Source organism: Pseudomonas xantholysinigenes, assembly GCF_014268885.2.
In the GTDB taxonomy this organism is placed as follows: domain Bacteria; phylum Pseudomonadota; class Gammaproteobacteria; order Pseudomonadales; family Pseudomonadaceae; genus Aquipseudomonas; species Aquipseudomonas xantholysinigenes.
On record NZ_CP077095.1, the window covers coordinates 3430607 to 3455826 of the forward strand.

General features: G+C 65.3%; 27 protein-coding genes. 14 read left to right on the plus strand and 13 right to left on the minus strand.

Annotated features, from left to right (window positions below; genetic code table 11):
- Positions 1-311 precede the first annotated feature (311 nt).
- The 5 genes from HU772_RS15225 to HU772_RS25080 form a co-directional block, all read right to left on the minus strand.
- Positions 312-1199 carry an EamA family transporter gene (locus HU772_RS15225; protein WP_186659709.1) on the minus strand — a complete coding sequence of 296 codons (888 nt, stop codon included), beginning with the start codon at positions 1197-1199 and terminating at the stop codon, positions 312-314.
- A 133-nt stretch (positions 1200-1332) separates the two neighbouring features.
- Positions 1333-2391 (minus strand): helix-turn-helix transcriptional regulator, encoded by a 1059-nt coding sequence (locus tag HU772_RS15230; RefSeq protein WP_186659707.1) that lies wholly within the window; start codon positions 2389-2391, stop codon positions 1333-1335.
- 70 nt (positions 2392-2461) lie between these two features.
- Complete coding sequence (locus HU772_RS15235; RefSeq protein WP_217858719.1) at positions 2462-3442, minus strand: hypothetical protein; 981 nt, start codon at positions 3440-3442, stop codon at positions 2462-2464.
- Between the two features lie 63 nt (positions 3443-3505).
- Complete coding sequence (locus HU772_RS15240; protein ID WP_186659702.1) at positions 3506-5035, minus strand: hypothetical protein; 1530 nt, start codon at positions 5033-5035, stop codon at positions 3506-3508.
- A gap of 24 nt (positions 5036-5059) precedes the next feature.
- The gene (locus tag HU772_RS25080) at positions 5060-5191 is read right to left on the minus strand and encodes a hypothetical protein (RefSeq protein WP_264082538.1); all 132 of its coding nucleotides are present in this window, start codon (positions 5189-5191) and stop codon (positions 5060-5062) included.
- 253 nt (positions 5192-5444) lie between these two features.
- Here HU772_RS25080 and HU772_RS15245 point away from each other — a divergent pair, with 253 nt between their 5' ends.
- The 3 genes from HU772_RS15245 to HU772_RS15255 all read left to right on the plus strand — a co-directional run bounded on the left by HU772_RS15245 (position 5445) and on the right by HU772_RS15255 (position 9224).
- Entirely contained in the window at positions 5445-6200 is a 756-nt protein-coding gene (locus tag HU772_RS15245; protein ID WP_186659700.1) for a YaaW family protein, read from the plus strand.
- 197 nt (positions 6201-6397) lie between these two features.
- The gene (locus HU772_RS15250; RefSeq protein WP_186659698.1) at positions 6398-7795 is read left to right on the plus strand and encodes a purine-cytosine permease family protein; all 1398 of its coding nucleotides are present in this window, start codon (positions 6398-6400) and stop codon (positions 7793-7795) included.
- 121 nt (positions 7796-7916) lie between these two features.
- Positions 7917-9224, plus strand: coding sequence for a substrate-binding domain-containing protein (locus tag HU772_RS15255; protein WP_186659696.1), 1308 nt, complete (start codon positions 7917-7919; stop codon positions 9222-9224).
- Between the two features lie 4 nt (positions 9225-9228).
- Here HU772_RS15255 and HU772_RS15260 read toward each other — a convergent pair whose 3' ends face one another.
- Both HU772_RS15260 and HU772_RS15265 read right to left on the minus strand, forming a co-directional pair.
- Positions 9229-10563 (minus strand): ATP-binding protein, encoded by a 1335-nt coding sequence (locus HU772_RS15260; protein WP_186659694.1) that lies wholly within the window; start codon positions 10561-10563, stop codon positions 9229-9231.
- Positions 10560-11267 (minus strand): response regulator, encoded by a 708-nt coding sequence (locus HU772_RS15265; RefSeq protein WP_186659693.1) that lies wholly within the window; start codon positions 11265-11267, stop codon positions 10560-10562. Before HU772_RS15265 ends, HU772_RS15260 begins: the two co-directional genes overlap by 4 nt.
- 180 nt (positions 11268-11447) lie before the next feature.
- Here HU772_RS15265 and HU772_RS15270 point away from each other — a divergent pair, with 180 nt between their 5' ends.
- From HU772_RS15270 to infA, 5 genes are all read left to right on the plus strand, one after another.
- On the plus strand, positions 11448-11714 hold the full coding sequence (locus HU772_RS15270) for a hypothetical protein (protein ID WP_186659691.1): 267 nt from the start codon (positions 11448-11450) through the stop codon (positions 11712-11714).
- Positions 11711-12370 carry a DUF3313 domain-containing protein gene (locus HU772_RS15275; RefSeq protein ID WP_186659689.1) on the plus strand — a complete coding sequence of 220 codons (660 nt, stop codon included), beginning with the start codon at positions 11711-11713 and terminating at the stop codon, positions 12368-12370. Before HU772_RS15270 ends, HU772_RS15275 begins: the two co-directional genes overlap by 4 nt.
- Positions 12371-12448: 78 nt before the next feature.
- Positions 12449-13129, plus strand: a complete 681-nt coding sequence (gene aat / locus HU772_RS15280; protein WP_186659687.1) for a leucyl/phenylalanyl-tRNA--protein transferase — start codon at positions 12449-12451, stop codon at positions 13127-13129.
- Positions 13130-13186: 57 nt separating this feature from the next.
- Positions 13187-13894 carry an arginyltransferase gene (locus HU772_RS15285; protein ID WP_186659686.1) on the plus strand — a complete coding sequence of 236 codons (708 nt, stop codon included), beginning with the start codon at positions 13187-13189 and terminating at the stop codon, positions 13892-13894.
- Positions 13895-13997: 103 nt separating this feature from the next.
- The gene (gene infA / locus HU772_RS15290; RefSeq protein ID WP_002553999.1) at positions 13998-14216 is read left to right on the plus strand and encodes a translation initiation factor IF-1; all 219 of its coding nucleotides are present in this window, start codon (positions 13998-14000) and stop codon (positions 14214-14216) included.
- A gap of 167 nt (positions 14217-14383) precedes the next feature.
- Here infA and clpA read toward each other — a convergent pair whose 3' ends face one another.
- Both clpA and clpS read right to left on the minus strand, forming a co-directional pair.
- Entirely contained in the window at positions 14384-16654 is a 2271-nt protein-coding gene (gene clpA, locus HU772_RS15295) for an ATP-dependent Clp protease ATP-binding subunit ClpA (RefSeq protein ID WP_186659684.1), read from the minus strand.
- Positions 16655-16684: 30 nt separating this feature from the next.
- A complete protein-coding gene (gene clpS, locus HU772_RS15300; protein WP_134691984.1) occupies positions 16685-17059 on the minus strand; it encodes an ATP-dependent Clp protease adapter ClpS in 375 nt (124 codons plus the stop codon).
- 231 nt (positions 17060-17290) lie between these two features.
- On the opposite strand from clpS, the gene cspD reads away from it, so the two are divergent.
- The gene (gene cspD / locus HU772_RS15305; RefSeq protein WP_186659682.1) at positions 17291-17545 is read left to right on the plus strand and encodes a cold shock domain-containing protein CspD; all 255 of its coding nucleotides are present in this window, start codon (positions 17291-17293) and stop codon (positions 17543-17545) included.
- 354 nt (positions 17546-17899) lie between these two features.
- Here cspD and icd read toward each other — a convergent pair whose 3' ends face one another.
- The 3 genes from icd to HU772_RS15320 form a co-directional block, all read right to left on the minus strand.
- The gene (gene icd / locus HU772_RS15310) at positions 17900-19156 is read right to left on the minus strand and encodes an NADP-dependent isocitrate dehydrogenase (RefSeq protein ID WP_186659680.1); all 1257 of its coding nucleotides are present in this window, start codon (positions 19154-19156) and stop codon (positions 17900-17902) included.
- Between the two features lie 91 nt (positions 19157-19247).
- Entirely contained in the window at positions 19248-19793 is a 546-nt protein-coding gene (locus tag HU772_RS15315; RefSeq protein WP_186659678.1) for a thioredoxin family protein, read from the minus strand.
- Complete coding sequence (locus HU772_RS15320) at positions 19783-20058, minus strand: DUF2790 domain-containing protein (protein WP_186659676.1); 276 nt, start codon at positions 20056-20058, stop codon at positions 19783-19785. Before HU772_RS15320 ends, HU772_RS15315 begins: the two co-directional genes overlap by 11 nt.
- A 220-nt stretch (positions 20059-20278) precedes the next feature.
- Between HU772_RS15320 and HU772_RS15325 the strand changes: the two genes are divergently transcribed.
- The 5 genes from HU772_RS15325 to HU772_RS15345 all read left to right on the plus strand — a co-directional run bounded on the left by HU772_RS15325 (position 20279) and on the right by HU772_RS15345 (position 24402).
- The gene (locus HU772_RS15325; protein WP_186659674.1) at positions 20279-21019 is read left to right on the plus strand and encodes a response regulator; all 741 of its coding nucleotides are present in this window, start codon (positions 20279-20281) and stop codon (positions 21017-21019) included.
- Complete coding sequence (locus tag HU772_RS15330; RefSeq protein WP_186659673.1) at positions 21016-22302, plus strand: ATP-binding protein; 1287 nt, start codon at positions 21016-21018, stop codon at positions 22300-22302. The genes HU772_RS15325 and HU772_RS15330 overlap by 4 nt, the downstream gene beginning before the upstream one ends.
- Before the next feature lie 257 nt (positions 22303-22559).
- A complete protein-coding gene (locus tag HU772_RS15335) occupies positions 22560-23258 on the plus strand; it encodes an AzlC family ABC transporter permease (RefSeq protein ID WP_186659672.1) in 699 nt (232 codons plus the stop codon).
- A complete protein-coding gene (locus tag HU772_RS15340) occupies positions 23255-23569 on the plus strand; it encodes an AzlD domain-containing protein (RefSeq protein WP_186659671.1) in 315 nt (104 codons plus the stop codon). Before HU772_RS15335 ends, HU772_RS15340 begins: the two co-directional genes overlap by 4 nt.
- Positions 23566-24402, plus strand: a complete 837-nt coding sequence (locus HU772_RS15345; RefSeq protein WP_186659670.1) for an AraC family transcriptional regulator — start codon at positions 23566-23568, stop codon at positions 24400-24402. Before HU772_RS15340 ends, HU772_RS15345 begins: the two co-directional genes overlap by 4 nt.
- On the opposite strand, the gene HU772_RS15350 is transcribed toward HU772_RS15345, so the two are convergent.
- Positions 24389-25168: an AraC family transcriptional regulator gene (locus HU772_RS15350; RefSeq protein ID WP_186659669.1), complete on the minus strand. Its 780-nt coding sequence runs from the start codon at positions 25166-25168 to the stop codon at positions 24389-24391. The two genes, HU772_RS15345 and HU772_RS15350, sit on opposite strands and share 14 nt — an antisense overlap.
- Positions 25169-25220: the final 52 nt, after the last annotated feature.

Consider the following 25220-nt stretch of genomic DNA (forward strand, 5'->3'; position numbering starts at 1 on the left):
AAACGCTTGGATATTAGTGGCAGCCTTGCCGATACACAAGCGTTGCCATTACGGGCGTGTGCGCAGGAATGAGCGTTGATATGGGTCAGGGCTTGTGCAGCGCCAGGTAAGGCTGGCGTCTACAGGTGGGGTCTGTGGGAGCAACTTCAGGCAGCCGGTGCCAGGCACCGCGGCGCTTGCTTCGCGGGTAAACCCGCTCCCACAGGCGTAACGCATGGTTTGAGGTCGGCGCGGTTGCTGTGGGAGCGGCTTCAGCCGCGAACACCGGCGCAGCCGGTGCCATCCATCGCGGCGCCTGGTGCGCCAGCAAGTCAGGTGCTGACGGCCGCTCGCAGCCGCTGCCCCAGCCGCGGCCCGAACACATTGATCAGCAAGCCGAGCATCACCAGCAGCGCGCCCCAGCCCTGCACCTCGGTCAGCCGCTCGCCCAGCAACAAGGCCGACGAACTCAAGCCGATCACCGGCACCAGCAACGAGAACGGCGCCACCTTGCCGGCCGGGTGGCGCGACAGCAGCGTGCTCCACAGGCTGTAACCGACCATGGTGGCGACAAACGCCAGGTACACCAGGGCCAGCACCGAACTCCAGCCGATATTGGCCAGTGCGTGCCCGATCCGCTCGGGCCCCTCCAGCCACCACGACAGGGCCAGGAACGGCAGCGGCGGGATCAGCCCGCCCCAGATCACCAGGGCCACCAGGTCGACCTGGCCGAAGCGCCGGGTAATGATGTTGCCCATGCCCCACATGGCGCCCGCGCACAGCGTCAGCAGCAGGGCGATCAACGGCACATGCCCGCTGTCCTCGCTGCCGATCACCGCCAGCCCTCCGGCCGCCACCAGCAGCCCCAGGACACTGGCCAGGCGCAGCCGCTCACCGAGGAACAACGCCGCGAAGCCAAGGGTAAAGAACGCCTGGGACTGCAGCACCAGCGATGCCAGCCCCGGCGGCATGCCGCTGTACATGGCCTGGAACAGAAAGGCGAACTGCCCCAGCGAGATGGTCGCGCCATAGGCGATCAGCCAGCGCCACGGCAGGTTCGGGCGGCGCACCAGGAATACCGCCGGGAAGGCCACCAACAAGAAGCGCAACGCCCCCAGCAGCATCGGCGGCAGGCCGTCGAGGCCAACCTTGATCACCACGAAATTGACGCCCCAGGCGATGATCACCACCAGGGCGATCAGCAGGTCCTTGAGTGGCATTGCACGCATTCCTTCTACAGGCTTGTTTTAGTCATATTTAGTTACAGCATAAGGTCAATCCTCCGCCGCGAACCAGCACAGTCAAGCGCCAACCTTGCGCAACAGTCGATGATCGTCAGTGTCAGCAAGCACATCACCCCTGCGCGGCTTGCGTGTAGTAACCCGCGGCCTTGCGCAGCGTGGCGGCCACACTGTCCCTCAGGCGCGCCGGTTCGAGCACCTCCAGCGTTGCCCCGTGGCTGAGAATCCACCATACCAACCCCTGGGTGTAGGCCTGCTCGCATTCCAGAAACCACCAGCCGTCCTGGTCGGGCGTCAGGGTCTGGGGCCTGGCCAATGGGGTCTCGTCGTGGTCCAGCCGCTCGCGCAATGCGCTGTTGATCCGCAGTTTCAAACGAATCGGCGCCTCTTCCAGGTGAACCCGCTGGACGTGCTCGGCCAGCTCGAACGCCTCGGGTACCTGCACACTGCGCGCCATCAATGGCCGTATGCGACGGAATCGATGCAGCGGCAACTTGCGCATGATCGGGCTGCCCTCCTCCTGGCACACCACATAGATGCTCGAGTCCTGGTACGACAGGCCCAGGGGGTTGATGACCTTGCGCGCCAGCCTGGCGCTTTTGCGCGAGTAGTAATCGATTTCCAGCTGGTAGCCCTCGAGCAATGCCAGTTGCACCGCCTCGAGCATGGCCAGGTCGACGGGCGCCTGCTGCAACTGCAAGTGCTGGGTACCAGTGACAACTTTGCCCAGCCAGCGCCCATCGGCGCGCTGCAGGCGTGTGAGCAAGGTCCGTGACTGCTCGTACAGGTCGCGCAGGTCGGCCAGCGCGGCTTCATGCAACAGATGACGGGCCTGCTCGAACAGCGTGACGATACTCAGGGCCACGCGCGCCGACTTGAGTTGCGCCGGGCTCAAGGGTTCGGGCCGACTGGCCTCGATTTCCAGGGGCTGGCGCTCGTCGGTGCGCCAGAGCAATCCTTGGCCGTTGGGATCGTTCGCCGATTTCAGCGCCTGGGCCCGACACAGCGTTTCCAGATCACGCTGTACCGTGCGCAGGTCGACCTCCGCCTGCAATTGCTGGTGCAGGGACGCGGCGGTGATCCCGCTGCGCCCACTCTGCGCCACCAGGCTCCACAGCTGGATACGTCGTTTGAGGGTGAGAAACGCCTTGGGCGTCGAGGGTGCGGTCATCGGAACGCTCCATGCCGTCTGCAGGGGAAAGGCCGGGCCAAGGGCCGGTGTGAACCGGCCCCGGGCACCTTCAGTCAGCGCGACTGGCGATGTGCTCGGCATAACGGCCAATGCACGCCGCGCTGTCACCCAGCAAGTTGCCATCCGCGTCGAGGATCGGCGTGTCCACCAGCGCCTTGACCAACTGCGCCGTCTTGACCGTCTTGAACACCAAATCGCGCCCCAGCGGGTTGTAGGTCTGGTAATCGTCGCCCAGTACATTGATCAAGGCGGCGAGTTGATCATTGGCGATCGCCAGGCGCCGCCGTGCCGCGGCCAAGGTGTCGGTGGCCAGCACGGCCAGGTCGTAGATGCCCTCCAGGCGGGACAGGATCAGGCGCACCTCCTCGGCGTAGGTCTTAGCCTGCTCGCAGTTGCTCCGGGCGTTTTCCAGATTGGTGCCGGCCTTGGCGCTGAGCAGGCTGCCGAAGACCAGCAGCGCCGGCCCGACCGCCAGCACGCCCAGCACCATGGTGCCTCCGGCCATGCCCAGGCCGCCGGAAGCCAGCGTGCCACCACCGAGCCAGGCCAAGGTGGCGTTGGTCGCGGCGGCGCCGCTCAGGGCGCTGATTGCCGTGCCGGTGCCCGCCGAAGCCAGCATCATGGTGCCGCTGTAGGCACCGAACGCCGTCAGCGCGCCACCGGCAGCGCCGCTGCCCAGGCCCAGCGCGGAGGCTTCGATCATCGAGCAGCTCAGGCTCATCTCGGCCAGTTCGTTGGCGCTGAAGTCCCCCAGGTGCAGCAGGTCGATACCGGCCGCCTCGTCCAGCTGGACGTTCTTGAGCTTGCCGTATTGCTCGACAAAGTCGCCCAGTTCCTCGCTCAACGCCGCCACCTTCTGCCGCCCCAGGCCGGCCAGTGTCTCACCGCACAGGTTACGGCTGTGCTCGAGCTGCTGGCTCATCTGGTCGACCAGTTCCCGGGACGCCTCATTGAGTTCGTGGGCGTTGTTGTTGCGAAAGACGGCCTGCACGCCCTTGCCGATACCGAACAAGCCGGAAGCGGCAACCAAGGCGGGCACAATCAGAGGTAATGGCATATGAAAGTCTTCTGTCTGCTGTAGAGGTAGTAAGGGTCAAAGCACAAGGGCGTCGTCCGACGCCATGAACACATCGAATTCCCCGCGTGAGGCGAAATGCAGCTTCACCCCCAGTTGCGCGGCGAAGGCATCGATGCGCTGGGCGAACTGATCGGCGTGCAAGTCGTCGCAACTGGCCAAGGCACTGCTCAGTTCGGCGCAATCGGCACCGAAAGCATCGCGTTTCTGGCTGATCAAGGCCTCCATGCGCAGGCGGTAGTCCTGGGCGACCTCCCGCGCCGCAGCGCATTTGTCACGGATGAACAGGTAGTGTTCATGGGCCTCGCGCTCCTGCGCGAGGGCATCCAGGAAGCTCTGGTAGAACAGGTTCGACACGGTGTAGCCCACCATGCTGCCGATCATCGCCCCGGCAACCGGAATCGGGATCACGACCTGTCCGACCGCCGAGAACACCGTGGATGACAACATGCCGTAGGCGGTCGCGCCGACCTCCTCGAGCATCGCCTGTTCGTCAATATCGCCACGCGCATAGCGGCTGACGGTCTTGCCCAGGGACAGGCTGATGGAAACCGCCAGGCTCGGCAGCGAGGTGCGCGAAAGGCTGCGCAGATGGGCGCTGGCCGACTGCTGCATGAAGCCCTTGAGCGCCGACCCGGCGAACGCCGTGGCGTAGCCCAGGCCAGCCCCTTGCAATGTGTCCAACGCCACATCGCCAGCGGCCTGGGACAGGCTCTTGTCGCCACTGTGCAACGCCACCAGGTTGGTCACCAGGCCAATGCAGCCACCAATGGCCGCGCCGAACTTGGCGCCCTCCAAGCCCGCCCGATGGCTGACCCGGCCAATATCCTTGAGCGTCTCGAACTCCGGGTCGAGTCGATAGGCGCGGGCCTCGTCACGGCTGAAGCCCGCATCACGCACCTTGCCTTCGAGCGCGGCGTAATTGTCGGCCTTCTGCCGCAGCCGGGCGGCCAGTGCGTCATCGCCCTGGGCCGCGACACGCTCGGCCTGCTCGCGCAACTGCGCGGCACGCTGGCGGCAGGCAGCCCGGGCAGTCTCGACCTGGTCGCTGGGCAGGTCGAGCCAGTCCGCCTCCAGGTAGCGGGACAGGTCCTTCTTCCCGCCGCCTTCGCCCTCGGCGATCTTGCGCATCAGGTCTACCGGATCGTTGACGAACTTCATTTGCGAATGGCTGCCCGCCACGACCTTGCCATCGATCCGCTCGACATGGTCGAAGCGGTTGTGGTTGTTGCCGTAACCCTCGACATCCTCGGTACGGCTGACCCGTTTGGCGCTGCGGTTGATGATGTGCTCGGCGTTATCCCGGCTGGTCTTGACCACTTCGGCGGCATAACCGGCCTGCTGGGCCAGGTTGTTGTCGGCGTAGTCGGGATGGATGCCGCCTTTGGCGATATCGCGCAGGTTGCGGTTGAACACCTGGCCGGTTTCCTGATCGATCCCGCGCAGGCCTTTGAGGAACTCGGCCGACGCCGAGCCGAAGCGCCCGACCGTTTCGTACAGGGAAACGCCAATGACCGTGTTGGTCGTATCGTTGAGTGTCTTGTTCATGGTGCTGTCCGTGCGGATATCAGATCAGGCCTTGGCTCTGGAGTCGCCTTGCTGCGCCGCGCGCAGGGCGGCGGCCAGGGTGGCGCGGTCGATGGCCTGGCGGGTGAGCAGGCTGCCGACGACCAGGCCGATGGCCAGGAAGGTGAGTTCTTTCATGGGTGGTTCCTCGTCAGACGGTGATTGGCCTGGCGAGTGTGGGGGCAACCCGCGACAAGAGTTGTCGCGGGTATCGGGCACAGTGGGGCTATCAAAGGGTGTCGGTCCATGGCAACGGGCATCAGCATCCATAGGGACGGATTGGATCCCACTGGACAGGCATGGCCTATTGATATCAAATTGCGCGCGCCGCGCCAAGCGCGCACCAGCCCCCAAGAGAGGACGATGCGCCTCGCCCCACAAGGAAAGCCCCATGGCCTACAGAGAAGACCTGGACCTTGAGTTCCTCGCCCGACTGGACTCGGAGTCGCTCAATGATCTGGTGTATTGCCTGGTACACGACAAGGACGGCAGCGTCCGCCTGACCGAAGAGTTGACCAGCAACGAGGTGTACAAAGCCTGGTACCCGGACCACCAGCGCTACTGGAAGCAGATCGCCGCCGAAGTGCAGTGCTTCGGCGGCAACACCCTGGCCACCCTGTTCCGTGGCGGCAAGGGCGTGCTCTACCGCGAAGTCCTCGAAGACGTCTGCGACAAGCTGAAGGTCAACTACAGCAAGAACTCGACCGCCGAGAAAATCGAGCAGAACCTGCTGATGAAGATCCTCACCGACGCCCTGGAAAACATGACGCCAGAGCAGTTGAAGGAGCTGGCCGACTCGATCGGCGTGACCAATGTCAACCTGCTTACGCCCGAGGCCATGGTCGGGATCTTCCAGGCCGTGTTCCGCGCAGGCGGCTTCAAGTCGTTCCAGCTCACGGTGATCATCGTCAACGCCGTGCTCAAGGTGTTGATCGGGCGCGGCCTGACCTTCGCCGGCGGCGCCACCCTGACCCGGACCATGGCAGTGCTGACCGGCCCGATCGGCTGGGTGATCACCGGCGCCTGGACCATGGTCGACATCGCCAGCCCGGCGTATCGAGTGACCATCCCGGCCGTCATCCAGATCGCCGCGCTGCGCCAGAAAGCCCTCTACGACAAACAGGCCGAGCAGATCGCCTTCGCCTGACCCCGCCCAAGCCGAACGAGCGCAGTCGCGCTCGTTCGGCCCTCGCTCGTCCTCCTCCCCGCCTCAAGCGACCAACTGCCAACACCTTCACTTGACCTGACTTGTATGTACATGCTCAGATCGGATCACGGCCGTCCGCCCTGCGTCCCGCCGACCGCCGCCGCCCTCACAAAAACAACGAAGCGGAGCCCTCCCCGATGTCCAGCAAACCTGTGATCGAGCGCCGCTCGATCGACTACATCCCGGAATCCGAACGCCATGGACGCGTCTACAGCCAGTTCACCCTGTGGCTGGGTGCCAACCTGCAGATCACCGCGATCGTCACCGGCGCCCTGGCCGTGGTGCTCGGCGGCGATGTGTTCTGGTCGCTGATCGGCCTGTTCATCGGGCAGCTGGTCGGCGGCGCGGTGATGGCCCTGCACGCCGCCCAGGGGCCACGCCTGGGGCTGCCGCAGATGATCTCCAGCCGCGTGCAGTTCGGCGTCTATGGCGCGGCCATCCCGATGGCCCTGGTATGCCTGATGTACCTGGGTTTCACCGCCACCGGCACGGTGCTTTCCGGCCAGGCCATCGGCCAGTTGCTGAGTGTCAGCGACAGCGCCGGCATCCTGATCTTCGCCGGGGTCATCGTGCTGGCGACCCTGGCCGGCTACCGGGTGATCCACTGGATCGGCCGCCTGGCCAGCGTGCTGGGGATCATTGCCTTCGTCTACCTGTTCAGCCGCATCCTGCTGCTGGCCGACATCGGCCAGTTGCTCGACAACCGGCATTTCAGCTGGGCCAGCTTCCTGCTGGCGGTGTCGTTGGCCGCGTCCTGGCAGATCGCCTTCGGCCCCTACGTGGCCGATTACTCGCGCTACCTGCCGAGCAGCACCTCGCCGCTCAAGACCTTTCTCGCCGCCGGCCTGGGCTCGGTGATCGGCGCCCAGGCCTCGATGGTCCTCGGCGTGTTCGCCGCGGCGATTGCCGGCGGCCAGTTCTCCGGGCGCGAAGTGGCCTACATCGTCGGCCTCGGCGGCGCCGGCACCACGGCGGCGCTGCTGTACTTCTGCATCGCCTTCGGCAAGGTGACCATCTCCACCCTCAACAGCTACGGCAGCTTCATGTGCATCGCCACCATCATCAGTGGTTTTCGCGGCCACCTGCAGATCAGTCGGATGCAGCGCCTGGTGTTCGTGCTTGGCATCGTCGGAGCCGCCACGCTGGTGGCGCTGCTGGGCCAGCATTCGTTCCTCAGCGCGTTCAAGTCGTTCATCCTGTTCCTGCTGACCTTCTTCGTGCCCTGGAGCGCAGTGAACCTGGTGGACTACTACTTCATCACCAAGGAACGCTACGACATCCCGGCGCTGGCCGATCCTGACGGGCGCTATGGGCGCTGGAACTGGCCGGGGATCGGCGTGTACACCTTCGGCGTGCTGGTGCAGATGCCCTTCATCGATACCAAGCTGTACACCGGGCCCATGGTCGCGCACCTGGGTGGGGTGGATGTGTCCTGGTTGATCGGCTTGGTGGTGCCGAGCCTGCTGTATTACTGCGTGGCGCGTGGCAAGGCCGCTCAGGCGCCGGCGCGGATCGTGGTGCCTGAGGGGCACTGAACGCCCGAAGCGTTGTGGCGCCCTGCCCGCCAGGCATCAGGCGCCCACCGCTGGCACTGTCACGCCATCGTCACGCAACTGTCGTAATCTGCGGCGCACCCTTGTGCCAAAGGTCATCGGCATGCCTCGCCTGCTTCCCATCCTGCTGTGTCTGTTGCCGGGCCTGGCCTTCGCCGAGCCTGTGCAACTGCGCCTGCAGGGTTCCAACACCATCGGCGCCGCCCTCGGTCCGGCCTTGGTTCGTGGCCTGCTGCAAGCCCAGGGAGCCAGCGCCATCGGCACCCTGCCCGGCGCCCAGGCCAACGAAACCCAGATCCGCGCCCGCGACCACGACGGCCAGCCGCTGCGCATCGACATCGCCGCCCATGGCACGAGCACCGGTTTCACTGCCCTGGCCAACGGCGAGGCCGACCTGGCCGCCGCCTCACGCCCGATCAGCGACCGCGAAGCCCTGCAACTTCAGACGCTGGGCGATTTGCGCGGCGCCAACGCCGAGCAAGTCATCGGCCTGGATGGCGTGGCGGTGATCGTGCACCCGGACAACCCACTGCCGCAGCTGACCACCACACAGCTGGCCCAGGTGTTTTCTGGCCAGTTGCAGCGCTGGGAGCAACTGGGCGTTCCCGGCGGCGCCATCCACCTGTACGCCCGCGACGACCGTTCCGGAACCTTCGAGACCTTCAAGGCGCTGGTGCTCGACCCCGAGCATGAGCAACTGTCGACGCAAGCTCTGCGCTTTGAGTCGGCCGACGCGCTGGCCGCGCAGGTCAAGGCCGACCGCCAGGCCATCGGCTTCAGCGGCCTGGCCACGGTGCATGGGGCCAAGGTCCTGGCGGTGGCCGCGGGCGATGCCCCCGCCCTGCCGCCCAGCCGCGCACTGGTGGCCAGCGAGGACTACCCGCTGTCGCGCCGGTTGTTCTTCTACCTGCCGGCCAATGCCAAGCCCCAGGCACGGGCCTTGGCCGAATTCGCCCAGAGCCCGGCGGGCCAGGCCATCGTCGCCGAGCAGGGCTTCGTTTCGCAGCAGATCAAGGCCCTGCCGGTACCCAGCCAGGCCGACATGCCGCCGCGCTACCGCGCCCTGGCCAGCGAAGCACAGCGCCTGAGCGTGAACTTCCGTTTCCAGGAAGGCAGCGCCGGCCTCGACAACAAGGCCCTGCGCGACGTGCAGCGGGTCAGCGACTACCTGCGCCAGGCCGGCAAGCTACACGGCCAGGCCGTGCTGGTGGGCTTCGGCGACCCCAAGGACACCCCAGGCCGCGCCGCCCTGCTGTCGCGCCTGCGAGCCATGGCCGTGCGCCGCGAACTGGCCCGCGAAGGGGTGCAGGTCAAGGATGTGGCCGGGATGGGCGACGAACTGCCGGTGGCCGGCAACGACCTGGAGCAAGGGCGCCAGCGTAACCGCCGGGTTGAGGTGTGGGTGTACTGAGCCCTCAGTGCTCGTCGGGCAACTCGGCCCGCGCCAGCAGCCCCCCGCCGGCACGGTTGCGCAAGGTCAGCTCGCCCCCTTGCTCGCGGATGCTCGCCCGCGCCGCCGACAGGCCCAGCCCCACCCCGCCGGTGTCACGGTTACGCGAACCTTCCAGGCGGAAGAAGGGATCGAATACCCGTTGCAATGCCTCCTCGGGAATGCCGGGCCCCTCGTCGCCGACCTCGATGACAATGCGGTGCTCACCACGGCTCAAGGCAATCCGCGGGGCTTTCGCATACTTCACGGCATTCTCCAACAGGTTGACGATCACCCGCTTGGTCGCCAGCGGGCGCCCATCGTGCACCAGGTGCGCCGGGCCATAGAAACCGACGGCGATCCCCTGGTCGCGGTAATCGTCGACCAGGGTCTGCAACAGTTCCGACAGATCGTAGGCGGTGCGCTGCTCCACCTGCGTGCCTTCGCGGAAGAACGCCAGGGCGGCGTTGATCATCGTCTGCATTTCCTCCACATCCCGCACCAGCTTGGCCTGGTGTTCCTTGTCTTCCATGAACTCGCTGCGCAAGCGCAGACGGGTCAGCGGCGCGCGCAGGTCGTGGGAGATCGCCGCAAGCATATGGGTGCGCTCGCGGATGAAATGCTGGATCTGCGCCTGCATGATGTTGAAGGCGATGATCGCCTGGCGAATCTCCTCCGGGCCTTCGATGGCAATCGGCGGTGCCTGCAGGTCGCCGCCGAAACGGCGCACGGCACCGGCGAAGCGTTGCAGCGGATTGGCCAGTTGCCGCGTGGCGAGCCAGGCCACCAGCAAGGTGGCGATCAGCCCGAGCCCCAGCACCACCGCGATCCGCGCCTCGACACTCAGGCCCCAGCTACGCTCAGGCGGCACGAACGCCAGCCAGCTGCCATCGGCCAATCGCAGCAGCGCCATGTAGTGGGCATCGGGGCTGCCAGCAGGCCAGTCGTCAGGGTTGAAGACTTCCATGTGCCGCGTCGCGCCATACAAGGCGCGCAGGTCTGGATCGGTGGCAGAATCAAGCAGAATGCCGGCGCCAGGCAACGCCAATCCCGCCCGGCGCGCCTGCCAGGTCACCTGCAGCGCCGAGCTGCTCGCCGCCTGCGCCAGTTGCTCGCGCAACTCGGCAGGTGCCGTCTCGATCATCCGGGTGGTCACGGCGATCTGTTCGAGCAGCCCGGTGCGCTCGATCGGTGGCCGTGCCCAATTACCCGCGAGCTGGACGAACAGCGCGTTGAGCGCCAGCGACGCCAGCAGCGCGGCGAAGATGGTCAGGGCGATGCGGCGCCTGAGGGTATCGCGGCCCAGCACGCGGCGGATCACGAGCGGCTGACCTTGGCGGTGAACAGGTAGCCACCGTTGCGCACGGTGCGGATCAGCTCCGGGCGCTTGCTGTCCGGCTCGATCTTGCGCCGCAGGCGGCTGACCTGCACATCGATGCTGCGGTCATAGGCATCATGCCCATGACCACGGGTCAGATCGATCAATTGCTCACGGCCGAGAATGCGCTGCGGGTGCTCGAGAAACACCACCAACAGATCAAACTCGGCGCCGGACAACGGGATCATCACCTGCTCGGGCGAGCGCAGCTCGCGACAGGTGATATCCAGTTGCCAGCCGGCGAAACCGATCAATGGCCGCGCCGCGTCGACCGGCACGCTGGGTTCGCCGGCGCGCCGCTGCAGGGCCCGCACCCGGGCGAGCAGTTCGCGGGGGTCGAAGGGCTTGGTCAGGTAGTCATCGGCGCCCAGCTCCAGGCCGATGATGCGATCGCTCAGCTCGGCCATGCCGGTCAGCATGATGATCGGGATGCCGGTCTGCGCGCGGACCTTCTGGCACAGGCTCAGGCCGCCCTCGCCCGGTAGCATCAGGTCGAGGATCAGGGTGTCCGGGCGCTGCTCGGCAATCGCCGCCCACATCGCCTGCCCCTCGGCGGCCAGGTCCACGTCGTAGCCGTGCTGGACGAAGAACTTCTTCAGCAAGGCGAGGATTTCCACATCGTCGTCGACGATCAGCAGTCGGCTCACGGTCACTCAGGTCCACGGTAAAAACGGCCAATCTATCGTTATTGCATGGCCCAGGTCATATATTTCAACCGCGCAACATTGCGTCGGCGCCGACATCAAGCGGACATCACCCGGCAATGAATCTTCGCCACCCTGCGGACCTTTCACTGCCCCGGAGGGTTTCCCTTGCACAATCCGCCCATGATCCTAAGCCAACGTGCCACGACACGCGCCGGCGACGCCCCGCTGATCATCCAGCAAGTCAGCCTGGAACTGGAGCAAGACCAGCAGCAGATCACCTTGCGCCGCTACTTCGAACACTACGGCCCGGACAGCGGCGACTGGGTCGAATACCGCCACTCGGTGAGCATCCGCGAACTGGAGCATTGGCTGATGGCCCATGGCAGCTTGCGCATCGAGTGCCCGCAAGGCGTGGTCACCGCGCGCGAAGCCGGTGTGCAATCGTGAGCCGCGTGCCCGCCCTCGCCCTGGCAGTGGTCGGCACCCTCGCCCTGGCGGCCTGCGGCAGCAACCGTACGCCGCAAGCCGGATACCTGCCCGACTACAGCCGCCTGGCCCCACTCAAGACTGCCTCAGGAGGGCAAGTGCTCGGCTGGACCGATCCGCGCTGGCCACGTGGGCGCTATATCGAGGTCTACCTGGCGCCCAGCCGGTTCTATCCCGCGCCCATACCGACAACGCGCATCCCCCAGGCGACCCTCGAACACATCAGCCATTACTACGACCAGGCACTGCGCGCCGAGCTGGGCAAGGTCATGACGCTGGTCGAGCGCCCCGGGCCCAATACCCTGGTGGTCAGGCCGGCCATCACCCGGGTCAGCGCCGATACCCAGGGCCTGCGCTTCTACGAGTGGCTGCCGATCACCCTGGTCGCGGCCGGGGTCAGCAGCGCCGCGGGCATCCGCGACCGCGACAGCCAGGTCGCCTCCGAACTGGTCTTCGAGTCCGGCACCAGCGGCCGGGTGATTGCCCAAGCGATGCTCAGCGGCACAGGCGTGCCACTGGAAAACGACCGCCAGGTAATGAGCGCCGACAACGTCAAGACCGTGCTCGACGGCTGGGCCAGCGACGTGCGCCAGACCTTTGTGCAGCAACATCGCTAGCGCAGCGCCCGCGCCAGTTGACCCTGCCCGGCAGGCGCGCCATGCTGGCGCCCCGTGTTCCACGCTGCCCAAGACCCCATGCTGACCTGGCTGACCCGCGACTCACTGGCCTTCCCGCCCCTGGCAAAGGCCCTGCACGAACCCAATGGCTTGCTCGCCGCAGGCGGCGACCTCAGCCCCGAGCGCCTGGTCGCGGCTTATCGTCATGGCTGCTTCCCCTGGTACCAGGACGGCCAGCCGATCCTCTGGTGGTCGCCAGACCCACGCACGGTGCTGTTTCCAGACGAGTTGCACGTGTCCCGCTCACTGGCCAAACTGATGCGCCAGGGCCGCTACCAGGTGAGTTTCGACCGCGACTTCGCGGCGGTGATCGCCGCCTGCGCCGCGCCGCGCGACTATGCCGACGGCACCTGGATCACCGATACCCTGCGCGCCGCCTATTGCGAGCTGCACCGACTCGGCATCGCCCATTCGGTGGAGGTTTACCAGGGCGATGAGCTGGTCGGCGGCCTGTATGGCCTGGCCATGGGCCGGCTGTTCTTCGGTGAATCGATGTTCAGCCGTGCCGACAACGCTTCCAAGGTAGGTTTCGTGACGCTGGTGCAGCACCTGCGCCAGGCCGGCTTCGTGCTCATCGACTGCCAGATGCCGACCAACCACCTGCACAGCCTCGGCGCCCGCGCCATCAGCCGGGCCAGCTTCGCCGAGCACCTGGCCAGCTACCTGGACCAACCCAACGGCGCCAGTTGGGTCGCCTAGGCGAGTTCCCAGAGCTGGCTTACACTTAGAGACAACGTCCCACCGAAGGGGTTGATCATGACAGAGCTGGCGCGGTTGAAGTTCTATGCCACTCAACCCCACTCCTGCAGCTACCTGCCGGACGAGCAGGCGACCACGCTGTTCCTCGACCCGAGCCAGCCGATGGATGTGCACGTGTATGCCGACCTGTCGGAAATGGGCTTTCGTCGCAGTGGCGACCACCTGTACCGCCCGCACTGCCAAAACTGCAACGCCTGCGTGCCGGCGCGCATCCCGGCCGCGCGCTTCATCCCCAACCGCCAGCAGCGGCGCATCCTCAAGCGCAACGCCGACCTGAGCGTGACGGCCGTGCGCCCGGTGTTCAAGGAAGAGTATTTCGACCTATACCGGCGTTATATCGAGCAACGCCATGCAGATGGCGACATGTTCCCACCCAGTCGCGACCAGTTTTCTACCTTTCTGGTGCGCGACCTGCCCTTCTGCTGGTTCTACGAGTTCCGCCTGGGCGGCCGGTTGCTGGCGGTGGCGGTGTGCGACCTGCTGCCCAACGGCCTGTCGGCGGTGTACACCTTCTACGAGCCTGAAGAGGAACGCCGCAGCCTGGGGCGCTACGCCATCCTCTGGCAAATCACCGAGGCATTGCGGCAAAACCTCGAGGCGGTGTACCTGGGCTACTGGATCAAGAACTGCAAGAAGATGAACTACAAGACCCAATACCGCCCGATCGAGCTGCTGATCAACCAGCGCTGGGTCACCCTCAACTGAAAGCATTGGCTTGAAACACAATTTTCGGGCATAATCCACGCCACTTTTTTTGCCCGGTGCAGTCGTGCGTCGGGCCATCATTGGACACCGAGGGCTTTACTGCATGTCGAAAGAAGACAGCTTCGAAATGGAAGGCACTGTCGTCGACACCCTGCCCAACACCATGTTCCGCGTGGAGTTGGAAAACGGGCACGTCGTTACCGCGCACATCTCCGGCAAGATGCGCAAGAACTACATCCGTATTCTCACTGGCGACAAGGTCCGCGTCGAACTGACGCCGTACGACCTGAGCAAGGGCCGCATCACCTACCGTGCGCGCTAAGCTCAAGCCATGAAAAAGCCCGGCCAAGTGCCGGGCTTTTTTGTGGGCCTTCATAATGCGGGGCTGCTTGGCAGCCCGATCACGGCACAAGGCCGCTCCTACAGAAATATGTAATTCCCTGTAGGAGCGGCCTTGTGTCGCGAACGGGCCGCACAGCGGCCCCAGCCTTACGCGACCTCTGCCGTGGTCTCGAAGTCGAACACCAGCTCGCCATCGCGCAGGTCGATGTGCACCACGCCGCCATGCTCGGCCAGCTCGCCGAACAGGATCTCTTCGGCCAACGGCCGCTTGATCTTGTCCTGGATCAGCCGCGCCATTGGCCGTGCGCCCATCTGCACGTCGTAGCCGGTGGTCGCCAGCCAGCCACGGGCATCGTCGCTGACCTCCAGCAACACCCGCTTGTCTTCCAGCTGCGCCTGCAGTTCGATGAGGAACTTGTCGACGATGCTCTTGATCGTCTCGTGGGACAGGCGGCCGAACTGGATGATGGTGTCCAGGCGGTTGCGGAACTCCGGCGTGAAGCTCTTGCGAATGACTTCCATGGCGTCGGACGAGTGGTCCTGGTGGGTGAAGCCGATCGACGCCCGCGCGGCGGTTTCGGCGCCGGCGTTGGTGGTCATGATCAGGATCACGTTGCGGAAGTCCGCCTTGCGCCCGTTGTTGTCGGTCAGGGTACCGTGGTCCATCACCTGCAGCAGCAGGTTGAAGACTTCCGGGTGGGCCTTTTCGATCTCATCGAGCAGCAGCACGCAGTGCGGTTGCTTGGTGATCGCCTCGGTCAGCAAGCCGCCCTGGTCGAACCCGACATAGCCGGGTGGCGCGCCGATCAGGCGCGACACGGTGTGCCGCTCCATGTACTCGGACATGTCGAAGCGTACCAGTTCCACGCCCAGCGCCTTGGCCAGCTGGCGCGCCGCCTCGGTCTTGCCGACACCAGTGGGGCCGGCGAACAGGAACGAACCGACCGGCTTGTCCGGCGCCTTGAGCCCGGCACGGGACAGCTTGATCGCGGTGGCCAGCGAGTCGATCGCCGGGTCCTGGCCGAACACGGTCAGTTTCAGGTCACGCTCGAGGTTGCGCAGCAGTTCCTTGTCGGAGCTGGTGACGTGCTTTGGCGGAATCCGCGCGATCTTGGCGACGATGTCCTCGACCTGCGGCACGTCGATGCGCTTGACGCGGTTGGCTTCCGGCTGCAGGCGCTGGTAGGCGCCGGCTTCGTCGATCACGTCGATGGCCTTGTCCGGCATGTGCCGGTCATTGATGTAGCGCGAGGCCAGCTCGGCGGCGGCGCGCAGGGCTTCGTCGCTGTACTCGATGTTGTGATGGCTCTCGAAGCGACCCTTGAGCCCGCGCAGGATGCCCACGGTGTCTTCCACCGATGGTTCGGTGACGTCGACCTTCTGGAAGCGCCGCGCCAGGGCGCGGTCTTTCTCGAAGATGCCACGGAACTCCTGGAAGGTGGTCGAGCCGATGCAGCGAATGTCGCCGGACGACAGCAGCGGCTTGAGCAGGTTGGAGGCGTCCATCACGCCGCCGGAGGCGGCACCGGCACCGATGATGGTGTGGATCTCATCGATGAACAGGATCGCCTGCGGGCGCTTGCGCAGCTCGCCGAGCAGCGCCTTGAAGCGCTTCTCGAAGTCGCCGCGGTACTTGGTGCCGGCCAGCAGCGCGCCGAGGTCCAGGGAGTAGACCACGCTCTGCGCCAGCAGGTCGGGCACCTGGCCGTCGACGATGCGCTTGGCCAGGCCTTCGGCGATGGCGGTCTTGCCGACACCGGCCTCGCCTACCAGCAATGGGTTGTTCTTGCGCCGACGGGCGAGGATCTGCGCGACGCGCTCGACCTCCTGCTCGCGGCCCACCAGCGGGTCGATACGCCCGGCACGGGCCAGCTCGTTGAGGTTGCTGGCGTAGGCGTCCAGCGGGTTGCTCGAGGACGACGCTTCACCGCCCTCCTCGTCCTGCATGTCCTGGTCGCTGTCGGTGTTCGGCCCATGGCCCGGCACCTTGCTGATGCCGTGGGCGATATAGTTGACCACGTCGATGCGCGCCACGCTCTGCTGCTTGAGCAGGAACACGGCCTGGCTTTCCTGTTCGCTGAAGATCGCCACCAACACGTTGGCGCCGGTCACTTCGCGCTTGCCGGAGCTTTGCACGTGGAACACGGCGCGCTGCAGCACACGCTGGAAGCCCAGGGTCGGTTGCGTTTCGCGGTCCTCGTCATGCACGGGGATCAGCGGCGTGGTCGAATCGATGAACTCTTGCAGGTCGTGCTTGAGTTTGTCGAGATTGGCGCCACAGGCGCGCAGAACGGTCGCGGCAGCCTCGTTGTCAAGGAGTGCCAGCAACAGGTGTTCGACGGTCATGAACTCATGGCGCTTCGAACGGGCCTCCTTGAAGGCCAGATTGAGGGTGACTTCGAGCTCGCGGTTTAACATAGCTTCACCTCATACCCAAGTGGTCGGCGATTAACCGTCCTTCTCGATTTCACAGAGTAGCGGATGCTGGCTTTCCCTGGCGTATTGGTTGACCTGCATGGCCTTTGTTTCGGCGATGTCACGGGTAAACAATCCGCATACTGCCCGCCCTTCGGTATGGACGGTCAGCATGATCTTGGTCGCCAGCTCGCGGTTCAGATTGAAGAACGTCTCGAGCACTTCGACGACGAAATCCATTGGCGTGTAGTCATCGTTGAACAAAACCACCTTGTACATCGGTGGCGCCTGCAGGATCGGCTTGGCCTCCTGAACCGCGAGACCCGCGCCGTCGTCCTCATGCCCGTCTTCATGCGACTGGGGGCGATCCTGATTGAATGTTAGTCGAATCTTACTGAGTACATGCATGGAAAGAATTTCATCATGATCGACAGGTTAAGGTTGTGGGTTGACCGCGCAGGCCATGCTTGGCGCGGGCGCCGCCTGACCTTGACTATCGGCAAAACGGTGTTACAACCAATAAGAACCCACCGTGGTCGATAAAGATCCGCGCAGTCAACCAGATTTTCTCGCATGGTGCGTATGCGGATGAAGTGGATGATACTCCAGTGATGGAGTCCTTTGCAGAGGGACATAGGGATGGCAAGCGGTAAAGTCAAGTGGTTCAACAATGCCAAGGGCTACGGATTCATCAACGAAGACGGCAAGACCGATGACCTGTTCGCCCATTATTCGGCGATCCAGATGGACGGTTACAAGACCCTGAAAGCCGGGCAAGCCGTGAGCTTCGAGATCATCCAGGGGCCCAAGGGCTTGCACGCGACCGAGATAAAAAGCGCCACCCAGGCCACCCAGGCCAATGCGACGACCCCAGGCAATACCGTCGAAGCCTGATCCCTGCTGCATCTGCCGGTAAACGTAGAAACCGGTCGCTTCTTTAATAAAGAGGCGACCGGTTTTTTGTCTGGCTTGCCAGGTCTAGCGGCGCCTGGCACCGGCTGCGCCGGTGTTCGCGGCTAAAGCCGCTCCCACAGTGACCACGCCGACCTCAAACCATGCGCTACGCCTGTGGGAGCGGGTTTACCCGCGAAGCAAACGCCGCGGTGTTTGGCACCGGCTACGCCGGTGTTCGCGGCTAAAGCCGCTCCCACAGCGACCGCGCTAGCTTTAGCAGTTGAGAAAGACAGTTGCTCCCACAGCGCTCAAGCCCTGCGCTACACCTGTGGGAGCGGGTTTACCCCTGACGAGCTACATATGCTTGATCAAGGCATCGCCAAAGCCAGAGCTGCCGACCAACGTAGCGCCATCCATCAGGCGCTCGAAGTCATAGGTCACGGTCTTGGCCGCGATCGCACCGTTGGTGCCCTTGATGATCAGATCAGCGGCCTCGGTCCAGCCCATGTGCCTTAGCATCATCTCGGCCGAGAGAATCACCGAGCCTGGATTGACCTGGTCCTTGCCAGCGTATTTGGGCGCGGTGCCGTGGGTGGCCTCGAACATGGCCACGGTGTCGGACAGGTTGGCGCCCGGGGCGATGCCGATGCCACCGACCTCCGCCGCCAGGGCATCGGACAGGTAGTCACCGTTGAGGTTGAGGGTGGCGATCACGTCGTATTCGGCCGGACGCAGCAGGATCTGCTGGAGCATGGCATCGGCGATGGCATCCTTGACGATCACTTCGCGGCCGGTCCTGGGGTTCTTGAACTTCATCCATGGGCCGCCATCGAGCAGCTCGGCGCCGAATTCGTCGCGGGCCACTTCATAGCCCCAGTCCTTGAACGCACCCTCGGTGAACTTCATGATGTTGCCCTTGTGCACCAGGGTCAGCGACTTGCGGTCGTTGTCCACCACATACTGCAAGGCCTTGCGCACCAAGCGCTTGGTACCCTCCTTCGAGACCGGTTTGACGCCGATGCCACAGTCCTGGTCAAAACGGATCTTGGTGACGCCCATTTCCTCCTTGAGGAACTTGATCACCTTGTTCGCCTCGGGCGAGCCGGCTTTCCACTCGATACCGGCGTAGATGTCCTCGGAGTTCTCGCGGAAAATCACCATGTCGACATCGCCCGGCTTCTTCACCGGGCTGGGCACGCCCTGGAACCACACCACCGGACGCAGGCACACGTACAGGTCGAGCTGCTGGCGCAGGGCCACGTTGAGCGAGCGGATGCCGCCACCGACCGGGGTGGTCAGCGGCCCCTTGATCGACACCACGTAGTCTTTCACGGCGTCCAGGGTCTCCTGGGGCAGCCAGGTGTCCTGGTCATACACCTGGGTGGCCTTCTCGCCGGCGTACACCTCCATCCAGGCGATCTTGCGCTTGCCGCCATAAGCCTTGTGCACGGCGGCGTCGACCACCTTGATCATCACCGGCGAGACATCCACGCCGATGCCGTCGCCTTCGATATAAGGAATGATGGGGTTGTCGGGCACATTGAGCGAATGGTCTGCATTGACGGTGATCTTGCTGCCGTCGGCCGGAACCTTGATTTTCTGGTATCCCATGCTGCACTACTCCGCTGTTTCGCTGGTGTGATTGGAAAACGCGCGATGCAATGAGCCTAAACCACATCCGCCGACCTGCAAGGCGATCGCTTCAGCCGCGCTCGTCCAGCAGTGTGCGGATCACCTGTTCCTGCCCGGCATAGTCGCCCTCGCCGAAATGCACGTGGCGTACCTGGCCCTGGCGGTCGACGAAGTAATGCGCCGGCCAGAACTGGTTGCCCCAGGCGTTCCAGATCCGGTAGTCGTTGTCCACCGCCACCGGGTAGTCGATGCCCAGCTGGCGAACCTGGGCGCGCAGGCTGTCGATATCCTGCTCGTAGGCGTACTCCGGGGTATGCACGCCGATCACCACCAGGCCCTGGTCGCCGTAGCGCCGGGCCCAGTGGTTGACGTGCGGCAGGCTGCGCCGGCAGTTGACGCAGTCGTAGGTCCAGAAGTCCACCAGTACCACCTTGCCCTTGAGTGCCTGAGTCTCCAACGGCGCCGAGTTGAGCCACTGCCGGGCACCGGCCAGCGACGGCATGGGGCCGTAGCTGTCGCGGGCCAACAAGTGGCCGGCCAGCCCCAACCCGACCAGGGCCAGGACCATGCCGCCGGCCTTGAGCAGGCGGCGCTGGCCGCGCGCCTCAGTTGTCATGGCAGCCGCTGGTGGCATAGCTGCGGTATTCGACGCTCTGCGCCTTGCCTTGCGAATCGAGGTAGTCCATGCGGGTGTTGACCACGCCGCAGGCATGGCGCTGGTCGTCCTTGACCGAGAGCACTTTCTTCACGTCCAGCTGGTCGCCGTAACGGTACTGCATCACGCTGGCCTGGTTGAGCGAACTGCTGCTGGCCTGGGCAGCGACGGCGCCGAGGCCGACAATGGCGAACAGGGCGGCGCTGGCGAGGGTCTTGAAGGTCATGGCGAATCTCCTTGATACAGGGTCTTGGCAGAGGGAGCGGCGCTCCCCGGTCGAGAGCCATTTCACCCCCGCCAGGTATCGCGCTTGTGTCCGCCCAGGCCGCCTTGTGCTTCTTCCTGTATCCCCGCCGGGGCCAGATACACTGCAATACAAACCAAGGCAGGCAAGCCCCGGCTCGCTCGGTACACTGCGCCCAACCTTCACCTACAAGGACACCCCGATGGACCATGTCGATCACATCCTGGTCGTCGACGACGACCGCGAAATCCGCGAGCTGGTCGGCAACTACCTGAAGAAGAACGGCCTGCGCACCAGCATCGTCGCCGATGGCCGGCAGATGCGCGCCTTCCTCGAGCAGAACAGCGTCGACCTGATCGTCCTCGACATCATGATGCCCGGCGACGACGGCCTGCTGCTGTGCCGCGAGCTGCGCGCCGGCAAGCACCGCAACACCCCGGTGCTGATGCTCACCGCGCGCAACGACGAGACCGACCGCATCATCGGCCTGGAAATGGGCGCCGACGACTACCTGACCAAACCGTTCTCGGCCCGCGAACTGCTGGCGCGGATCAACGCCGTGCTGCGCCGCACGCGCATGCTGCCACCGAACCTGACCATCAGCGAAAGCAGCCGGCTGATCGCCTTCGGCCCCTGGCGCCTGGACACCACCGCGCGCCACCTGCTCGACGCCGAAGGCACTCTGGTGGCGTTGTCCGGTGCCGAATACCGCCTGTTGCGGGTGTTCCTCGACCACCCGCAGCGGGTGCTCAGCCGCGAGCAGTTGCTCAACCTCACCCAGGGCCGCGAGGCGGACATCTTCGACCGCTCCATCGACCTGCTGGTCAGCCGCCTGCGCCAGCGCCTGGGCGATGACGCCCGCGAGCCCACCTGCATCAAGACCGTGCGCAGCGAAGGCTATGTGTTCTCGCTGCCGGTGCAATTGCTGGAGTCGCCAGCATGAAATGGCCCCGCACCCTGGCCTCGCGCCTGGCCTTGATCTTCTTCACCGGGCTGGTCCTGGCCTATGGCCTGTCGTTCAGCCTGCAGGCCTACGAGCGCTATGTCAGCAGCCGCTCGATGATGCTCAGCAACCTGGAGCTGGATGTCTCCACCTCGGTGGCCATCCTCGACCGTCTGCCCGCCGCCGAGCGCCCGGCCTGGTTGCCGCGCCTGGAACGGCGGACCTACCGCTACCGACTGGACGACGGCCTGTCCGGCGAGGCGATGCCCAGCGAGAACCCGCCCATGGCCGCCGACTCCATCGTCAAGGCCATCGGCGACCGCTATCGCCTGACGTTCCAGGAAATCCCCGGCCCCAATGCGCATTTCCAGGCCCACTTGCGCCTGGCCGATGGTGCGCCGCTGACCATCGACGTCACCCCTGCCTCGGTGCCAGTGGCCACCTGGCTGCCGGTGGTGCTGCTGATCCAACTGGCGGTGCTGCTGGCCTGCACCTGGATCGCCGTGCGCCTGGCCATCGGCCCATTGACCCGCCTGGTGCAGGCAGTGGACAACCTCGACCCGAACCACCCCGGCCCGCTGCTCGACGAAAGCGGCCCACGGGAAGTGCGCTACGCTGCGGTGGCCTTCAACGCCTTGCAGGCGCGCATCGCCGCCTACCTCAAGGAGCGCATGCAGTTGCTGGCGGCGATCTCCCACGACCTGCAAACACCGATCACACGCATGAAACTGCGCGTCGAGCAAATGGACGACGGCCAGGAGCGGGACAAGCTGGCACATGACCTCGACGCCATGGAACACCTGGTACGCGAGGGCGTGGCCTATGCCCGCAGCATGGACAGCGGCACCGAGGCGCCGTGCCGGGTCAACCTCGACGCATTCCTCGACAGCCTGGTGTTCGACTACCAGGACAGCGGCGCCCGGGTCGATCGCCATGGCAGCGCCCAGGCGACCCTGGAGACCCGGCCCCATGCCCTGCGACGGGTGCTGGTCAACCTGGTGGACAATGCGCTGAAGTTCGCCGGCTCCGCGCAGTTGGAAGTGGGCCGCGAGCACGGCGTGACCGTGATCCGCGTGCTCGACGATGGCCCTGGCATCCCCGAGGCGGAACTGGCCGACGTGCTCAAGCCGTTCTACCGGGTCGAGGGCTCGCGCAACCGCAGCACCGGCGGCACCGGCCTGGGCCTGGCCATCGCCCAGCAGTTGACCCTGGCCATGGGCGGCAGCCTGACCTTGCGCAACCGCGCCGAGGGCGGGTTGTGCGCGCAGGTCGAGCTGCGCTGAATCCACAGCTGCGACCGCCGATCAGACGCTCTCCTGTAGGAGCGGCCTTGTGCCGCGAAAGGGCTGCGCAGCTGCCCCAGGGATTCAGCATTGAAGCAAGAATCGCTGGGGCCGCTACGCGCCCCTTTCGCGACACAAGGCCGCTCCTACAGGGGTTGCGCAAAGCCTCGAAGCGGGGCCAACAAAGCAAGATCGTTCAAGCCGCCGACGCCCTGCTCTGGCATGCTGGCCTGCCCTGTCGATTCGTTGCCGCCTTCATGTCCAGCCCACCCCTCGCCCGCCACGCCTTCCTCCAAGGCGCCATCGCCATCCTGCCATTGTCCCTGGCCGTCGCGCCCTGGGGCCTGCTGGCCGGTTCCATGGCCATCGAAGCCAACCTCAGCGCCTGGCAAGGCCAGGGACTATCGGCCATCGTCTTCGCCGGCGCCGCGCAGCTGGTGGCTATCGGCATGCTCAAGGGCGGCGCCAACCTGTTCTCGATCCTGCTCACCACCTTGCTGCTGACCTCGCAGCACCTGCTCTACGGGCTGTCGATGCGCCCCGTGCTGTCGGGGCTGCCGACTCGCTGGCGGCTGGGCCTGGGCTTTCTGCTCACCGATGAGTTCTTCGCCCTGACCAGCCACCACGACCAGCAGCAGTTCAACCGCTGGTACGCCCTGGGCGTCGGGCTGACCTTCTACGTGGCGTGGAACCTGTTCACCCTGGCCGGCATCATCCTCGGCCAGAACATCCCGCATCTCGACCAACTGGGCCTGGATTTCTCCATTGTCGCCACCTTCGTCGCACTGATCGCGCCACTGGTGCGCAACCTGCCAACGCTGGTGTGCGTGGCGGTGTCGCTGTTCTGCTCGGTACTGTTCAGCTACTGGCACTGGGAAACCGCCCTGGTCGCCGCCGGCCTGCTGGGCATGGCCGCTGGGTTCGTCTATCAGAAATTTTCCGGAGCCCGCTCATGATCTGGCTGCTGATCTGCGCCATGGGCGCGGTGGTATTCCTCAACCGCTACGCCTTTCTCGAACCACGCCTGCCACTGCGCCTGAGCTCCAACGCGCGGCAGTTCCTCGGCTTCGCCGTGCCCGGCATGCTCACGGCCATCTGCGGGCCGATCATCTTCCTGCCCGGGCATCAGCTTGAACTGAGCCCGCTCAACCCTTACCTGCTTGGCGCGCTGGTGGCCATCGGCCTGGTGCTGTTGACCCGCAGCGTGTTGCTGAGCATGCTGGCGAGCATGTTGATCTTCTTCCTCCTGCGCAGCTGGCTGGCATGAACACGCCCCTGCGCGAACAGACCCACCTGTGGCAGGCGCCGGCCCTCGGCGATGTCGAGATGCTGCACGCTCGCTATTTCCAGCAGCGCTTCGCCCCGCATGTGCACGAAGGCTATGTGTTCACCGTGATCGAGTCTGGTGCCCAGCGCTTCTGGCACCGTGGCAACGAGCACCTGGCGCCAGTGGGCAGCATGGTGCTGATCAACCCCGACGAACTGCACACCGGCGCCACGGCTCATGAGGCCGGCTGGCGCTACCGTGGCTTCTACCCCGAGCACGCGCGGGTCACCGGGGTGCTCGACGAACTGGAACTGGGCCGCCATGGCCTGCCCCGCTTCAAGGACAGCGTGATCCAGGACCCGGCCCTGGCCGCCGCGTTCAGCCACCTGCACCGGCTGTCCGAAACCGGCGCCAGCGCCCTGGAGCAACAGACTGCCTGGCGCCAGGCCGTGCTGGCGCTGGTGCAGCGCCATGGCCACTGCGCCGAACCGGCCGCGCCCGGCAACGAGCCGCTGGCCGTGGCCCGCGCCCGTGAGTTGCTGGAAAGCCAGTTGGCCGACCCGCCGTCGCTGGAAGCGCTGGCCGCGGCGGTGAACCTGTCACCCTTTCACTTCGCCCGGGTGTTCCGCCAGGCCACCGGCCTGCCGCCCCATGCCTGGCTCAAGCAGCGTCGCCTGGCGCGGGCACGGGAGCTGCTGAAAAGCGGCCAGCCGGCCCTGGAGGTCGCCTTCATGCTCGGCTTTGCCGACCAGAGCCACCTGAGCCGCCAGTTCAAGCAGGCCTACGGGGTCACCCCCGGGGCCTATCGCCAGGCCTGCCTCAACCTGGCATAGCCGCCCGCGCCCAGGCGCCGGGCGTCAAACCGGTCATGCCGCGAAAGAAAGCGATGAAAGCGCTGTCGCTGGCAAAACCCAGTTCATCGGTGATCGCCCCCAAGGGCCGTTGCAGTGCCAACTGCTCCACCGCGCGCAACAGGCGCCACTGCTGCCGCCATTGCTGATAGGACATCCCGGTGTCGCGCCTGAGCAGGCGGCTGATGGTCTTTTCGCTGGCCCCCACCTGGCCCGCCAGCTCACCCAGCGTTGGCGGCAAACGGTCCAACTGCTCCACCAGCCGAGCCAAGCGGCGGTCACTCGGCAATGGCAGGAACATCGGCTGGCGCGGCGCCTGCCGCAGTTCGTCCAGGCACAACGCCAGCAGATGCGCGCTGCCGCCGCGGTCCCAGGCCGTGTCGAACGGTGCCTGGGCCATGCGTTCGAACAATTCGCGCAGCAACGCATTGACGCTGAGGATCGTGACTTGCGCGGGCATGCCTTTGCATAACGCTGCGGTGAAGTACAGCGAGCGGTAGTCCACGGTCTCGCGCATCCGCGCCCGATGCTCGAGCCCCGCCGGGATCCACGCCGCCTGCGTCGGTGGCAACAGACACAAATGCCCAGGCGTCTCGATTCGCACGCAGCCCTGACGAGTGAAAAGCAACTGGCCGCGACGATGGCAGTGGTGCCCTGAGTCGTGGTCGCCCAAGGCCGAGCAGATACCCAGCACGGGCACGGCGAAGGCGTCGGGGTCAAAAGGTGAGTCCGGGTCCAGCCAGGCCATGGGCGATGTGTCCGATTTCGACGATAAACTGTTCAGTTCGCGATAATAGTCC